This is a genomic window from Pseudomonas sp. MYb327, from assembly GCF_040438925.1.
GTDB lineage: Bacteria > Pseudomonadota > Gammaproteobacteria > Pseudomonadales > Pseudomonadaceae > Aquipseudomonas.
The window spans coordinates 4880969-4893555 of record NZ_CP159258.1 but is presented as its reverse complement, the minus strand read 5'-3'; the positions used below and the strand labels follow the sequence as shown (position 1 = coordinate 4893555).

General features: G+C 59.5%; 14 protein-coding genes and 1 tRNA gene. 8 read left to right on the top strand and 7 right to left on the bottom strand.

What is annotated here, in order from left to right; translation table 11 throughout:
• Nucleotides 1-7: 7 nt before the first annotated feature.
• Nucleotides 8-973, bottom strand: coding sequence for an alpha/beta fold hydrolase (locus tag ABVN21_RS21995; protein WP_339553581.1), 966 nt, complete (start codon nucleotides 971-973; stop codon nucleotides 8-10).
• A 50-nt stretch (nucleotides 974-1023) separates the two neighbouring features.
• Between ABVN21_RS21995 and ABVN21_RS21990 the strand changes: the two genes are divergently transcribed.
• Complete coding sequence (locus tag ABVN21_RS21990) at nucleotides 1024-1152, top strand: hypothetical protein (RefSeq protein ID WP_339553580.1); 129 nt, start codon at nucleotides 1024-1026, stop codon at nucleotides 1150-1152.
• Nucleotides 1153-1334: 182 nt separating this feature from the next.
• Here ABVN21_RS21990 and ABVN21_RS21985 read toward each other — a convergent pair.
• From ABVN21_RS21985 to ABVN21_RS21965, 5 genes are all read right to left on the bottom strand, one after another.
• Nucleotides 1335-1410: transfer RNA gene (locus ABVN21_RS21985), tRNA-Phe, on the bottom strand.
• 103 nt (nucleotides 1411-1513) lie between these two features.
• Nucleotides 1514-1786 carry an oxidative damage protection protein gene (locus ABVN21_RS21980; protein WP_339553579.1) on the bottom strand — a complete coding sequence of 91 codons (273 nt, stop codon included), beginning with the start codon at nucleotides 1784-1786 and terminating at the stop codon, nucleotides 1514-1516.
• Nucleotides 1783-2850 (bottom strand): A/G-specific adenine glycosylase, encoded by a 1068-nt coding sequence (gene mutY / locus ABVN21_RS21975; protein ID WP_339553578.1) that lies wholly within the window; start codon nucleotides 2848-2850, stop codon nucleotides 1783-1785. Before mutY ends, ABVN21_RS21980 begins: the two co-directional genes overlap by 4 nt.
• Nucleotides 2847-5075: an AsmA family protein gene (locus tag ABVN21_RS21970; RefSeq protein WP_339553577.1), complete on the bottom strand. Its 2229-nt coding sequence runs from the start codon at nucleotides 5073-5075 to the stop codon at nucleotides 2847-2849. The genes mutY and ABVN21_RS21970 overlap by 4 nt, the downstream gene beginning before the upstream one ends.
• 78 nt (nucleotides 5076-5153) lie before the next feature.
• Nucleotides 5154-5558 (bottom strand): acetyl-CoA sensor PanZ family protein, encoded by a 405-nt coding sequence (locus tag ABVN21_RS21965; RefSeq protein WP_339553576.1) that lies wholly within the window; start codon nucleotides 5556-5558, stop codon nucleotides 5154-5156.
• A 331-nt stretch (nucleotides 5559-5889) separates the two neighbouring features.
• Between ABVN21_RS21965 and ABVN21_RS21960 the strand changes: the two genes are divergently transcribed.
• From ABVN21_RS21960 to ABVN21_RS21930, 7 genes are all read left to right on the top strand, one after another.
• A complete protein-coding gene (locus ABVN21_RS21960) occupies nucleotides 5890-7551 on the top strand; it encodes an OFA family MFS transporter (protein WP_339553575.1) in 1662 nt (553 codons plus the stop codon).
• A 265-nt stretch (nucleotides 7552-7816) separates the two neighbouring features.
• Entirely contained in the window at nucleotides 7817-8410 is a 594-nt protein-coding gene (gene hisB, locus ABVN21_RS21955; protein WP_007939452.1) for an imidazoleglycerol-phosphate dehydratase HisB, read from the top strand.
• Complete coding sequence (gene hisH / locus ABVN21_RS21950; protein WP_008080553.1) at nucleotides 8410-9048, top strand: imidazole glycerol phosphate synthase subunit HisH; 639 nt, start codon at nucleotides 8410-8412, stop codon at nucleotides 9046-9048. The genes hisB and hisH overlap by 1 nt, the downstream gene beginning before the upstream one ends.
• On the top strand, nucleotides 9049-9309 hold the full coding sequence (locus ABVN21_RS21945) for a DUF2164 domain-containing protein (protein WP_339553574.1): 261 nt from the start codon (nucleotides 9049-9051) through the stop codon (nucleotides 9307-9309).
• Between the two features lie 42 nt (nucleotides 9310-9351).
• Complete coding sequence (hisA, locus tag ABVN21_RS21940; protein WP_015093076.1) at nucleotides 9352-10089, top strand: 1-(5-phosphoribosyl)-5-[(5-phosphoribosylamino)methylideneamino]imidazole-4-carboxamide isomerase; 738 nt, start codon at nucleotides 9352-9354, stop codon at nucleotides 10087-10089.
• Between the two features lie 9 nt (nucleotides 10090-10098).
• Nucleotides 10099-10869 carry an imidazole glycerol phosphate synthase subunit HisF gene (gene hisF / locus ABVN21_RS21935; protein WP_007897430.1) on the top strand — a complete coding sequence of 257 codons (771 nt, stop codon included), beginning with the start codon at nucleotides 10099-10101 and terminating at the stop codon, nucleotides 10867-10869.
• 78 nt (nucleotides 10870-10947) lie between these two features.
• Nucleotides 10948-11715 (top strand): ABC transporter substrate-binding protein, encoded by a 768-nt coding sequence (locus tag ABVN21_RS21930; protein WP_339553573.1) that lies wholly within the window; start codon nucleotides 10948-10950, stop codon nucleotides 11713-11715.
• A gap of 98 nt (nucleotides 11716-11813) precedes the next feature.
• Here ABVN21_RS21930 and ABVN21_RS21925 read toward each other — a convergent pair whose 3' ends face one another.
• Nucleotides 11814-12587: a divergent polysaccharide deacetylase family protein gene (locus ABVN21_RS21925; protein WP_339553572.1), complete on the bottom strand. Its 774-nt coding sequence runs from the start codon at nucleotides 12585-12587 to the stop codon at nucleotides 11814-11816.

Here is a 12587-nt window from a genome sequence, read left to right as displayed (position 1 = left end):
GGCTGGCTCAGCTGCGAGGCACTATCCGTCCGGGTGTGTGGGAGGACAGTTCGCCGTTTTGCAGCCAGGACAATGCAATGGGCCATAGTGTGGCTTGGTATGCGCTGCGAAAAAAGGCGAAATGTCCGACTTCTGCTTCGCCGATGTCCTCGGGGGCGATGCGAAGGTGCGTATTGGTGCTACCGGTGAAGTAGCCGAGCAGGCGTTCGATGGCAGGGATTGTGCCGTAGGGGTCGTCACTGATACTGATCGCCAGGATTTTTGCGGTGACGCCGGCGAAAGGCAGGCGACCGTTGGTTGCACGGCCGCTGGGGCGAGTTTCGAAGCGGGCCGTGGGCGTACTCCAGTCGCGCACCACGCCGGAGGGTGTGTCTTCCAGCCAGCCAAGGCGCTTGCCTGGAAAGTAACCGCAAATCATCGTGATCAGCGGCATCACCACATGCCACTTGCCGAACATCCGCCAGCGATGGGCGGGCGCATAGTCGCGCCAGTGAGCGAATTGCGCACCAACGGTCACCAGGCGCCGGATCATTTGTCCGGAGGCTCCCAGCCCCGCTGCGCAGCCACCAAAGCTGTGACCGACCACATCGACAGGCTGGCCGGGAAATTCTCGCTGTGTGCGCTTCAGCATCGCCTCGAAATCCAATGCGCCCCAGTCGGTCCACGAAGCCTGGAGCCCTTTGATTGATGTCGGTCGCGACTCGCCGATGCCGCGGTAATCATAGGTGATCACATCGATGCCGTTGGCGAACAGATAATCGGCGAAGCGCGAGTAATGTCGGCAGCGGACCGAGGTGGCGGCATTGATGATGACGACCGGGCGGGTGGCGTCCCGAGTAGCATGCCGCCAGGTGAAACCACCGAGTACGAACCCATCCGCAGCGGATTCCTTGAAGGACTCGCCAAGGGCGTCCGTCGTTAATGGCAGTTCGATTTGAGTGCAAGCCAATGGTGGTGTTTCCTGCAAATTCATCAGCGCCGGACCTTTGCGGGTAGGTGCCAACGATAGTCTTCAAGCTGCAGATGAACAATCCACCGGAACCATCAGTGCTTTTGATCGAGTCGTTCTTCCAGTACCGCGCGTTCTCGATCAAATTCCGCACGCAACTGTTCGTTGCCTATCCGGCACCGAGTAACGCACCAGCAGCCTGATAGCCGAGGCGCAGCAGACCACGAATGGGTTTGATCACTGCGGGCCGACCCGAACAGTGGCTCGTGCACCCAGCCGACAATGGGGGGAGGGGATAGATACTTTGATGGGGTCTGGAGCGGTGCCCCGCCAAATCCCGGGCATAAAAAAACCCTGAATCTTGCGATTCAGGGTTTTCGGTATTTGGTGCCCAGAGACGGAATCGAACCGCCGACACGGGGATTTTCAATCCCCTGCTCTACCGACTGAGCTATCTGGGCAACGGGGCGCATTAAACGGGTTTTTCAGGGGGTCGTCAAGCAAGTTTTCAAAAAATATTTAATTATTACCGTCGCTTACGATCCGACCCCCGATTTTACGGGGTTACTCGGCAGGCGGAACGTAGCCTTCGGCCTTGGCGTAATCCTCGCCGGAGAAGTACTTGTCCATTTCGCCCTGAAGATATTTGCGGTCTTCGGCGTTCATCATGTTCAAGCGCTTTTCATTGATCAGCAAAGTCTGGTGCTTTTGCCAGTCGGCCCAGGCCTTGGCCGAGACGTGGTCAAAAATGTCCTGGCCTTTGCTGCCCGGGAATGGAGCGCGCTCCAGGGCGGGCAATTCTTCTTTGTACTTGCGGCACATGATGGTGCGGGTCATGACGACTCTCCTGCGTTCAATACGGCGGCCGCGCGTTCGAGCAAGGTTTTGACCGGGGCGGCAAGGCCCAGGCGCGGCGGGGTGGCGAGGTTATACCAGAGCCAGTCGGCCTCGGCCACGTGATGACCGGCCTCCTGGACCTGAACCAGCCAGGGTTCGATGGATAACTGAAAATGGCTGAAAGTGTGCACCAGGTTCGGCATCGCCTGTTGGTTGCCCAGTTCCAGCGAGTGTTGCGTCGCGAGATGTTGCAAGTCGTCGAGGTCGTCGAGTTCCGGCAAGCTCCACAAACCGCCCCACAGGCCCGTGGAAGGGCGCCGGTAAAGCAGAATCGCGCCGTTACCGTTGGCGAGCAAAGGCATCAGCGTGCGTTTCTGTGGCACGGCCTTGCGTGGTTTGGGGATCGGGTAGCGCGTTTCCAGGCCGAGCATGTGCGCTTCGCAGCCTTTTTCCAGCGGGCAAAGCAGGCAGCTCGGTTTGCTGCGGGTGCAGAGCGTGGCGCCCAGATCCATCATCGCCTGGGTGTAGGCGTTGACCCGATCATGGGGCGTAAAGCGCTCAGCGTTGGCCCAGAGCTGTTTAGCCACCTTCGGCTCGCCCGGATAACCCTCTTGTGCAGTAAATCGCGCCAGCACGCGTTTGACGTTGCCGTCGAGGATCGGCGCGCGCAGACCCATGCTGATACTGGCAATGGCTCCGGCCGTGGACAGGCCGATACCCGGCAAGTCGGTGAGCTTCTCCACATCACGGGGAAACTCGCCGCCGTACTGCTCGACGACGATTTTCGCGGTCTTCTGCAAATTGCGCGCACGGGTGTAGTAACCCAGGCCGGTCCACAGGTGCAGCACTTCATCTTCCGGTGCGGCCGCCAGGGCTTCGACCGTTGGCAGTGATGCCATGAAACGGTCGAAGTAATTCAGCACGGTGCTGACCTGGGTTTGCTGCAACATGATTTCCGAGACCCACACCCGATACGGGTTAATGTCCTGTTGCCAGGGCAAATCGTGACGGCCGTGGCGGTCGAACCATTCCAGCACCGCCGTTGAAAACTGTTCGGCTCTCATCGCTTGAACAGCCCCTTGAGCGCATCTTTCAGTTCCGGGCTGACCTTGTCGCCCAGCTTTTCGTCGATTTTTTCGCTGATGCGCTCGCCAGCCAGTTTACTCGCGACCTGACCCATACGTTCGTTGTCGAGACGGCATGCCTTGGCACCAAGCTCCAGCGGACCACGACACCGTAGCGGCCACTCTATACCGACAAACTTCTCGCCAACCTGGCAAGCCGGGTCCGGCATGGCGCTGGTATCGCCTTCGACGACGATGCCCACGCGGTAGTCCATGCCCAGCACCCGTAGATCGACATCACCGTCACCTTTAACGGTCATGCCCGGGATGCGCACTTTCAGGTCCGGGTTGCTGGCCACGCCGTTACGGAACGTCAGGTTGCCCTTGAGTTCCTCGAACGGTGTGTCCTTGCCCCGTGGCTCGCCGCTGAGGGTTTTGCGGTTGAGCGTGGCGATGCCTTTGCACAGCTGCTGTTCGAGGTTGGCATTTAGCAGAACGCCATTGTTGATGACGAAACTGGTGGTGCCATTAAGCGTTTCGATCAGCGCTTTCTGGCTGTTGCCGTTACCGGTCACGTTGCTGTTGAGCGTGACCAGGCCTTTGACCGGAGGAGTCTTGCCCTGGCTTTCGAGGATTTTTTCTACCGGTACGCGGCTGATTTTGGTCTGCAAGTTCAGCGCAGGCACCTGCTGGCGCAGATCGAGGGTGCCGGTGGCTTCGAAGTTGCCGGCGTACAGATCGCCGCGCAGGTTTGCCAGAGTCAGCAGTCCGCCCTGGCCGTTGGCCTTGAGTGTTGCGTTTTGAATCGGCAATTTTTCCAGGGTCAGTTGGCCGAAGGTCAGCTCGGCGTCAACGTCCAGTTTGCTCAGGCGCTCCACCGGCAGCAGGCGCTCGTTGCTCCACGCATCCTTGGTCGGCGCTTGTGGTAACGGTGTGCTGCCGGCACCGGCCATGGCGTCGGCTTCGGTGCTGGCGACTTCGGCCTGACGCACTTGAGTTGCGCTGTTGGCTTCGGCCGATTTTGGCGGCAGGTAACGATCGACGTTGAAGGTGTCGGCCTTGAGGTTTGCCCTCAACGATTGCTTGGCAAAGTCCTCGACGGCGATTCGGCCGCTGAAGGTGCTGTCGTCGACTTTAAGATTGATGTCATCCAGCACCACGCTGGTCGGCGTGCCCGCGAGGCGGGTGGCCAATTCGAATTTGCTCAGGCTGCCTTCGGCCATGGCCGGGAGTTTCTGGCCGACGCTGTCGACGAACTTCGCCAGGTCGAACTGGGCAATCGACAGGCCGCCGCTGATCTGTGGCGTCTTGTCGAGGTCGTTGACCTTCAGCTCACCCAGCGCACGCAGTTGGTTGGCGGAAATCTTGATCCCGGTCCATTCGGCAACGTTGGCGGCACGGTCCAGCAGCAGTTGGCCCTGGGCGGCAAACGTCATGGTTTTGCCTTGCAGCGGATCGCCGGCCACTTCGCCGGACAACTTCATGTCTTCGAGTTTGTAACGCTGCAACGCGCGCTCGAAACGCACTTCGCCATTCAGTTCGGTACGGACCCGCAGAACCGGCTGATTGGTGCCCAGGAACGCGGTGAGTTTAACCGGGATGTTGGTGGAATCATGTACCGGGCCGGTACTCAGCTGGATGCTTTCGGCGCTGAACTGCTTGCCGGTCTTCTCGTCGTTGTATTCAACGCGGGCGTTGTTGACGGTCAGGCTGTCGATGTCCAGGCGAATTGGCTGGGCCGGTTTTTCCACTGGTACGGTAGTTTGCGGTGCAGGTTCGCCAGGAGTGGCGGGAGGCGTGCCAGCAGGGCTCGCGGCGACCGGCACCTTGCCGATGTCTTCCCAGTTTCCGTGGCCGTCCTTGTCGCGATTCAGGCGCAGGTTCAAGCCTTCGACGCGTACGTCGCTCATCTGCACTTCGCGGCGCAGCAGCGGCAGCACGCGGACCGACAAGCCAAGCATCTGCAGATCAGCAAACGGCTCGTTGGGTTTGGCCAGGGTCGCGACACCGGCATCGTGCAGTTCCAGGCCCAGCCACGGGAACAGGCTCCAGCCGATATCGCCATTGAGCGTCAGCTCGATGTGGGCCTTGTCGCGGGCAATCTGGCGGATCTCGTTTTTGTAGTCGTTGGGATCGAAGAGGTGGGTCAGGGCAAAGCCCAGCGCCACAATGATCAGCAACAGCCCGAGGAGTACCAGACCCAGGATTTTGCCGAACGCTTTCATGGGCGAGTCCTTGTAATTAGTCGAATTCGAAATTTAGCCGAGGAGTATAGCGCCCCAGAACGGACGACCGGTCAGCGATCACGCCGGCAGGGTATCCAGCGGAATATGCAGCTTGGCGGCCAATGCCTGTGCTTCCAGGTGCCCGGCGGGCGCGAGAAGGTGCAATGTGGCGCCCGATTGCGCGGCCATTTTTTGTGCTTCTTGCACCAGGCGTTCAGCAACGCCACGACGTCTGGTGATTTTTCGTACGCATAATTGAGACAAGTGCCAGACGTCCGGGTGCCGTTGCAGGCGCGCCGCGCCCAATAGCCGATCGTTGAAGCGCCCGGCGATCAGGGAGCCGTCACGCAGGCAGTCTTCGATCAGATGTTGATCTCCGGTAAACGGGGTGAAGAGCCATTCCGGGGCATCGCGGTAAATCTTCTGGAGATCTTGTTGGTCTTGAGGAGTGATTTTCTGCACCGACTCTACAATGATTGGCATGGTGGCTCCTGTGAACGTGTCCAAACGCTCTCTTGTAGGAGCTGCCGAAGGCAGCGATCCATTGATCTTTTGCAACCAGAAGCAAAGTCAAAAGATCGCAGCCTTGGCAGCGCCTATAAGTAACGAGATCGGATAACGTACAAAACGTGATATCAGTTTGGTTTTTCTGTCACGTGCAAATGGTAACCTTCGCCCGTTCGTCCGTCCTTGTGCGACGTGATGCCGCACCAAAATGGAGCTTTGCCCTGGAAAAGACAGTCATGCCTGCGTTGCATTAAGGCTGGGGGTGAAGAGTGGCTGGCGAACCATACTAATAATTGGGGGATAAACAATGACCACGAGTATCACGGCGGACGGCTATGCCGGTCAGCCCTCGTTCCTGTCCAAGGAGCGAATCATCGCCAAGCCCGGTTTCAACCGTTGGCTGGTGCCACCGGCCGCTCTGGCCATCCACCTGTGCATCGGCATGGCTTACGGCTTCTCGGTGTTCTGGCTGCCACTGTCCAAGGCGCTGGGCATCAGCAAGGCTGTAACGTGCGCGCCGGACATGAGCTTCATCGCGCAAGTCTTCTCTTCTCAATGCGACTGGCCGATTTCGATGCTCGGCTGGATCTACACCCTGTTCTTCATTTTCCTCGGTTGCTCCGCAGCGATCTGGGGCGGCTGGCTCGAACATGCCGGCCCGCGCAAGGCTGGCGTTGTATCGGCGCTGTGCTGGTGTGGCGGTCTGCTGATTTCGGCGCTGGGTATCTATACCCACCAGATCTGGCTGATGTGGATCGGTTCCGGGGTCATTGGTGGTATCGGTCTGGGCCTGGGTTATATCTCGCCGGTGTCGACCCTGATCAAGTGGTTCCCGGACAAGCGCGGCATGGCGACCGGCATGGCGATCATGGGCTTCGGCGGTGGCGCGATGGTCGGTGCACCGTTGGCGACCGCTTTAATGAGCCACTTCGGTTCGGCAGAAGGCGTTGGCGTCTGGCAGAGCTTCGTGGCTATGGCTGCGATTTACTTCGTGTTCATGATCGGTGGCGCGCTGTCGTATCGCGTTCCGCCAACCGGCTGGAAGCCTGAGGGCTGGACCGCTCCGGCGAAAAAAGCTTCGAACGCGATGATCACCCACCGTCACGTGCACGTGAACGTGGCGTGGAAAACGCCGCAGTTCCGTCTGGTATGGCTGGTGCTGTGCCTGAACGTTTCGGCCGGTATCGGTATCCTCGGCATGGCTTCGCCGCTGTTGCAGGAAGTCTTCGGTGGCAAGTTGCTGGGCACGGACCAGGCGTTCGGTCAGCTGGACGCCGGCCAACTGGCCTCGATCGCCGCCATCGCTGCCGGTTTCACCGGTTTGCTGAGCCTGTTCAACATCGGTGGCCGCTTCTTCTGGGCGTCGTTCTCGGACTACCTGGGGCGCAAAAACACTTATTTCGTGTTCTTCGCCTTGGGCTTTGCCCTGTACGGACTGATTCCGAACCTTGGTCACTTGGGCAGCGTCGCGCTGTTCGTGGCGGCGTTCTGCATCATTCTGTCGATGTACGGTGGTGGTTTCGCCACGGTTCCGGCGTACCTGGCGGACCTGTTCGGTACGCAAATGGTCGGCGCGATCCACGGTCGTCTGTTGACGGCGTGGGCGGCGGCGGGCGTATTGGGACCTGTGCTGGTGAACTACCTGCGTGAGTATCAGTTGAGCATCGGCGTTGAGCGTGCCGCGGCTTACGACATCACCCTGTACATCCTTGCCGGCCTGCTGGTGTTGGGTTTCATCTGCAACCTGCTGGTGCGTCCGGTGGCTGACAAGTACTTCATGACCGACGCTGAACTGGCTGCCGAACAGGCGCTGGGCCACGACAAGGGTGCTGACGCCAGCACGTCGCTGGAGTGGAAAGCGGCTGCGGGCACCAAACCACTGGCGATCGCGGCGTGGCTGGCGGTGGGTATTCCGTTGGCGTGGGGTGTGTGGGTGACCTTGCAGAAGACTGCGGTTCTCTTCCACTAACACTGCCCTCCTGTATGAGCCGGCTTGCTGGCGATGAACGATCACGCGGTATGCCTGCAAAACCGCGGCTTCTGGATCGCCAGCAAGCCGGCTCCTACAAAGTCAAAAGCCGTGCGTTCGCAATGAGCGCCGGCTTGTATTGACATGTACAGCCTCGACAGCGCTGGATTCACTCCGTCAGCGATATCACCTCCCGTGTTTCTGTTTCGCGCCCGCGCCCCTATAATGGTTGCCTTTTTCGCCCAATGATTTTGCGGAGCTGGTGATGGCCGAACGTATGGCGTCTGTCGAGCGCGACACTCTGGAAACCCAGATCAAAGCCTCGATCAACCTTGATGGCACCGGAAAGGCCCGATTCGATATCGGTGTTCCTTTTCTTGAGCACATGCTGGACCAGATCGCCCGTCACGGGTTGATCGACCTGGATATTGTCAGCAAGGGCGACCTGCATATCGATGACCACCACACCGTGGAAGACGTCGGTATCACCCTCGGCCAGGCCTTCACCAAAGCCATTGGCGACAAGAAAGGCATCCGTCGCTACGGCCACGCCTACGTGCCGCTCGATGAAGCGCTGTCGCGCGTGGTGATCGACTTCTCCGGCCGTCCTGGCCTGCAGATGCATGTTCCGTATACCCGCGCCACCGTCGGCGGTTTCGACGTTGACCTGTTCCAGGAGTTCTTCCAGGGCTTCGTCAACCACGCCAACGTGACCCTGCACATCGATAACCTGCGTGGCCACAATACCCATCACCAGATCGAAACCGTGTTCAAGGCTTTCGGCCGCGCCCTGCGCATGGCTGTTGAGCTCGATGACCGCATGGCCGGGCAAATGCCTTCGACCAAGGGCGTTCTGTAATGCAGACAGTCGCGGTTATCGATTACGGCATGGGCAACCTGCACTCGGTGGCCAAGGCCCTCGAACATGTCGGTGCCGGCAAGGTCCTGATCACCAGCGATGCCAACGTGATTCGCGAAGCCGACCGGGTGGTTTTCCCCGGCGTTGGCGCGATTCGCGATTGCATGGCGGAGATCCGTCGCCTCGGCTTCGATTCGCTGGTGCGTGAAGTCAGCCAGGACCGTCCGTTTCTCGGCATTTGCGTGGGCATGCAAGCCTTGCTCGACACCAGCGAAGAGAACGACGGCGTCGACTGCATCGGCCTGTTTCCGGGTGCGGTGAAGTTCTTCGGCAAAGACCTGCATGAAGACGGTGAACACCTGAAAGTCCCGCACATGGGCTGGAACGAAGTGAAGCAGAAGGTCAGTCACCCTCTGTGGCACGACATTCCGGACATGGCGCGTTTTTACTTCGTGCACAGCTACTACATCGCTGCCGCCAATGCGCGTCAGGTGGTGGGTGGCGGTCACTACGGTGTCGATTTCGCCGCAGCGCTGGCCGATGGCTCGCGTTTCGCCGTGCAGTTCCACCCGGAGAAGAGCCATACCCATGGCCTGCAATTGCTGCAGAACTTCGCTGCGTGGGACGGTCGCTGGTAAATGGCCGTCAAGAAATCCAAGCCGCCGATTCTTTCGCTCACCCCTGAGCAGGAGAACGAGGCCACCAGCAAGATCAAGCGCTTCATGGAGGATCGCTTCGAACTGGACCTGGGTTCGTTCGAAGCGGCCGAAATCCTTGAGCTGTTTACCCGCGAAATTGCTCCGCACTATTACAACAGGGCGATTTTCGATGTGCAGACGCACCTCAAAGAGAGGTTCGAAAGCATCGAAAGCGACCTGTGGGCGCTCGAGAAAAACTGATTTCCGAGCCAAGCTGAACATTCAAATTTGAAGGTTTGCCAGATGCTGATTATTCCCGCTATCGATCTTAAAGACGGTGCCTGTGTTCGTCTGCGCCAGGGCCGCATGGAAGATTCCACAGTGTTCTCCGATGACCCGGTGAGCATGGCTGCCAAGTGGGTGGAGGGCGGTTGCCGTCGTCTGCATCTGGTCGACCTGAACGGCGCTTTCGAAGGCCAGCCAGTCAACGGTGAAGTGGTTACCGCGATCGCCAAGCGCTACCCGAACCTGCCGATCCAGATCGGCGGCGGCATCCGCTCCCTGGAAACCATCGAGCACTACGTGAAAGCGGGTGTGAGCTACGTGATCATCGGCACCAAAGCGGTGAAAGATCCGGCCTTCGTCGCCGAAGCGTGCCGCGCCTTTCCGGGCAAAGTGATCGTTGGCCTGGACGCCAAGGACGGTTTCGTCGCCACCGATGGCTGGGCTGAAATCAGCACCATTCAGGTGATCGACCTGGCCAAGCAATTCGAAGCCGACGGCGTGTCCGCGATCGTTTATACCGACATCGCCAAAGACGGCATGATGCAGGGCTGCAACGTTCCGTTCACCGCCGCGCTGGCCGCTGCCACATCGATCCCGGTGATCGCTTCCGGTGGCATTCACAACCTGGGTGATATCAAGACGCTGCTTGACGCCAAGGCGCCAGGCATCATCGGTGCCATTACCGGTCGGGCAATCTACGAAGGCACCCTCGACGTCGCAGAAGCGCAAGCTTTCTGCGATTCGTACAAAGGCTGAGGACTGACCATGGCGCTGGCCAAACGCATCATCCCTTGCCTGGACGTGGACAACGGCCGGGTGGTCAAGGGTGTGAAATTCGAAAACATCCGTGACGCCGGTGACCCGGTGGAAATTGCCCGTCGCTACGACGAGCAGGGCGCCGACGAGATTACCTTTCTCGACATCACCGCCAGCGTCGATGGCCGTGACACCACGCTGCATACCGTCGAGCGCATGGCCAGCCAGGTGTTCATCCCGCTGACCGTGGGCGGTGGCGTGCGTACCGTGCAGGACATTCGCAACTTGCTGAATGCCGGTGCAGACAAGGTGTCGATCAACACCGCTGCCGTGTTCAACCCTGAATTTGTCGGCGAAGCGGCGCAGCATTTCGGGTCGCAGTGCATTGTCGTCGCGATTGATGCAAAGAAGGTCTCTGGACCTGGGGAAACCCCGCGCTGGGAAATCTTCACCCACGGCGGCCGCAAGCCGACCGGTCTCGACGCTGTTGAATGGGCGAAGAAGATGGAAGGTCTCGGTGCCGGCGAAATCCTCCTGACCAGCATGGATCAGGACGGCATGAAAAACGGCTTCGACCTCGGCGTCACCCGCGCCATCAGCGATGCCCTGGGCATTCCGGTGATCGCTTCCGGCGGGGTCGGCAACTTGCAGCACCTGGCTGACGGGATTCTCGAAGGTCACGCCAGTGCGGTGTTGGCGGCCAGTATTTTCCACTTTGGCGAATACACCGTGCAGGAAGCCAAGGCTTATATGGCGCATCGCGGAATCGTGATGCGTTAAACAAACCGATGCAGGCCAGTAGACATCATGGCGGGCTCAAGGCACTCTTGGGTACGCCATGGATTTCGGTAGCCAGACATGCTTAAACGCCTTCTTCTAGCCCTCGCCAGCGCTTCCCTGTTGTTTATCAGCACAGCGCAAGCTGCAGACAGTCCTGCAGACAATCCCGACACCGATATTGTGTTGCTCACGGAAAACTTCCCGCCATACAACATGGCGAAGAATGGCAAGAATTTCGCTCAGGGCGAGAATATCGATGGCATCGCCACCGACATCGTCCGCGAAATATTCAAACGTACCGATATTACTTATAGCCTGACGCTGCGTTTCCCTTGGGAGCGGGTTTACAAGCTCGCGTTGGAAAATCCGGGTTACGGCGCCTTCGTGATGGCGCGTTTGCCGGATCGTGAGCGGCTCTTCAAGTGGGTCGGACCAATTGGGCCGGACGACTGGATCATGCTGGCCAAGGCCGATAGCAAAATCACTCTCGAAACACTGGATGACGCGCGAAAGTACAAGATCGGTGCGTACAAGGGTGACGCCATTGCCATGACCCTGGCCAAGCAGGGCTTGAAGCCGGTGGTGGTCCTGCGCGATCAGGACAACGCGAAAAAACTGGTTAACGGACAGATCGATCTGTGGGCCACAGGTGATCCGGCCGGGCGCTACCTGGCGCGTCAGGAAGGCGTGAGCGGGCTCAAGACCGTGTTGCGCTTCAACAGCGCCGAGTTGTACCTGGCGTTGAACAAGGACGTGCCGGATGAAACCGTTGCCAAGTTACAAGCGGCGCTGGATCAAATGCGCAAGGAAGGCAAGGTCGACGAGATCATGGCGCGGTATCTGTAGTCCCTGTAGGAGCTGGCTTGCCAGCGATGACGGTCAATCGGGCTGTGCAAGATTGGAGACCGCTTCGCCAGCAAGCCGGCGCCTACAGAAGCGGTCTTTCAGCGGTAAACCCCATCCTTTCCATGCGCCGGCATAGCCCGATTACCGCGCACACTGATCATCTGCTTGATATCAATCCACTCAATCCCCTGGGCCTTCAGCCTCGGCAACTCACGCTCCAGCACCGCCAGCGTCTGCGGATACGGGTGCCCGATCATCACCGCTGAACCCTGCTTGTGCGCCAGGCTGATCGCTGTCTGCAACTGGGTGAAGATTGCAGCCTCCGTACGTTCGTCATCGAGAAACACATCCCGCGAAACACTCGCCAGGCCAATCTTCTGCGCCTCGGCGGCAGCCACGGTTTGTGCGCTGGTGCGGCTGTCCAGGAAGATCTTGTGCCGACTCTGCAGATTCGCCATCAACCAGGTCATCGCCGGTTGCTGTGCGGTCATGCGACTGCCCATGTGGTTGTTGATGCCTGCCGTGTAGGGCACCGTTTTGAAAGCTGCGTCCAGGCGTTTCTCAAGTTCGCCGAGGGGCAGCTCGGGGTGCCAGGCAAACGGGCCGGTTGCAGGGTCCATGGGCATGTGCAGGATGACGATTTTGCCGGCGCGATGGGCTTCGCGGGCAAACTCGGTGGCGTGGGGCGTGTCGGGCATGATCGCCGCCGTCACCGGGCCCGGCAGGGCCAGCACACGGCGATCCCGGGGCAGGTTCTGCCCCAGGTCATCGATGATCAGCGTCAGATAGGCCTTGTGAGTCGGCTTGGCGGATTCTGCGTGAACAGTTCCCGCCAGGCAGCACATCAGGATGAGGATGAAGCGCAGACCCAT

Bases quoted from the DNA above. Each gene is read 5' to 3' on its own strand.
- ABVN21_RS21925 (WP_339553572.1), bottom strand. From the start codon at position 12,587: ATGGGTCTGCGCTTCATCCTCATCCTGATGTGCTGCCTGGCGGGAACT.
- ABVN21_RS21965 (WP_339553576.1), bottom strand. From the start codon at position 5,558: ATGCCAATCATTGTAGAGTCGGTGCAGAAAATCACTCCTCAAGACCAA.
- hisF (WP_007897430.1), top strand. From the start codon at position 10,099: ATGGCGCTGGCCAAACGCATCATCCCTTGCCTGGACGTGGACAACGGC.
- ABVN21_RS21990 (WP_339553580.1), top strand. From the start codon at position 1,024: ATGAACAATCCACCGGAACCATCAGTGCTTTTGATCGAGTCGTTCTTC.
- hisB (WP_007939452.1), top strand. From the start codon at position 7,817: ATGGCCGAACGTATGGCGTCTGTCGAGCGCGACACTCTGGAAACCCAG.
- ABVN21_RS21970 (WP_339553577.1), bottom strand. From the start codon at position 5,075: ATGAAAGCGTTCGGCAAAATCCTGGGTCTGGTACTCCTCGGGCTGTTG.
- ABVN21_RS21930 (WP_339553573.1), top strand. From the start codon at position 10,948: ATGCTTAAACGCCTTCTTCTAGCCCTCGCCAGCGCTTCCCTGTTGTTT.
- mutY (WP_339553578.1), bottom strand. From the start codon at position 2,850: ATGAGAGCCGAACAGTTTTCAACGGCGGTGCTGGAATGGTTCGACCGC.
- ABVN21_RS21995 (WP_339553581.1), bottom strand. From the start codon at position 973: ATGAATTTGCAGGAAACACCACCATTGGCTTGCACTCAAATCGAACTG.
- hisA (WP_015093076.1), top strand. From the start codon at position 9,352: ATGCTGATTATTCCCGCTATCGATCTTAAAGACGGTGCCTGTGTTCGT.
- hisH (WP_008080553.1), top strand. From the start codon at position 8,410: ATGCAGACAGTCGCGGTTATCGATTACGGCATGGGCAACCTGCACTCG.
- ABVN21_RS21945 (WP_339553574.1), top strand. From the start codon at position 9,049: ATGGCCGTCAAGAAATCCAAGCCGCCGATTCTTTCGCTCACCCCTGAG.
- ABVN21_RS21960 (WP_339553575.1), top strand. From the start codon at position 5,890: ATGACCACGAGTATCACGGCGGACGGCTATGCCGGTCAGCCCTCGTTC.
- ABVN21_RS21980 (WP_339553579.1), bottom strand. From the start codon at position 1,786: ATGACCCGCACCATCATGTGCCGCAAGTACAAAGAAGAATTGCCCGCC.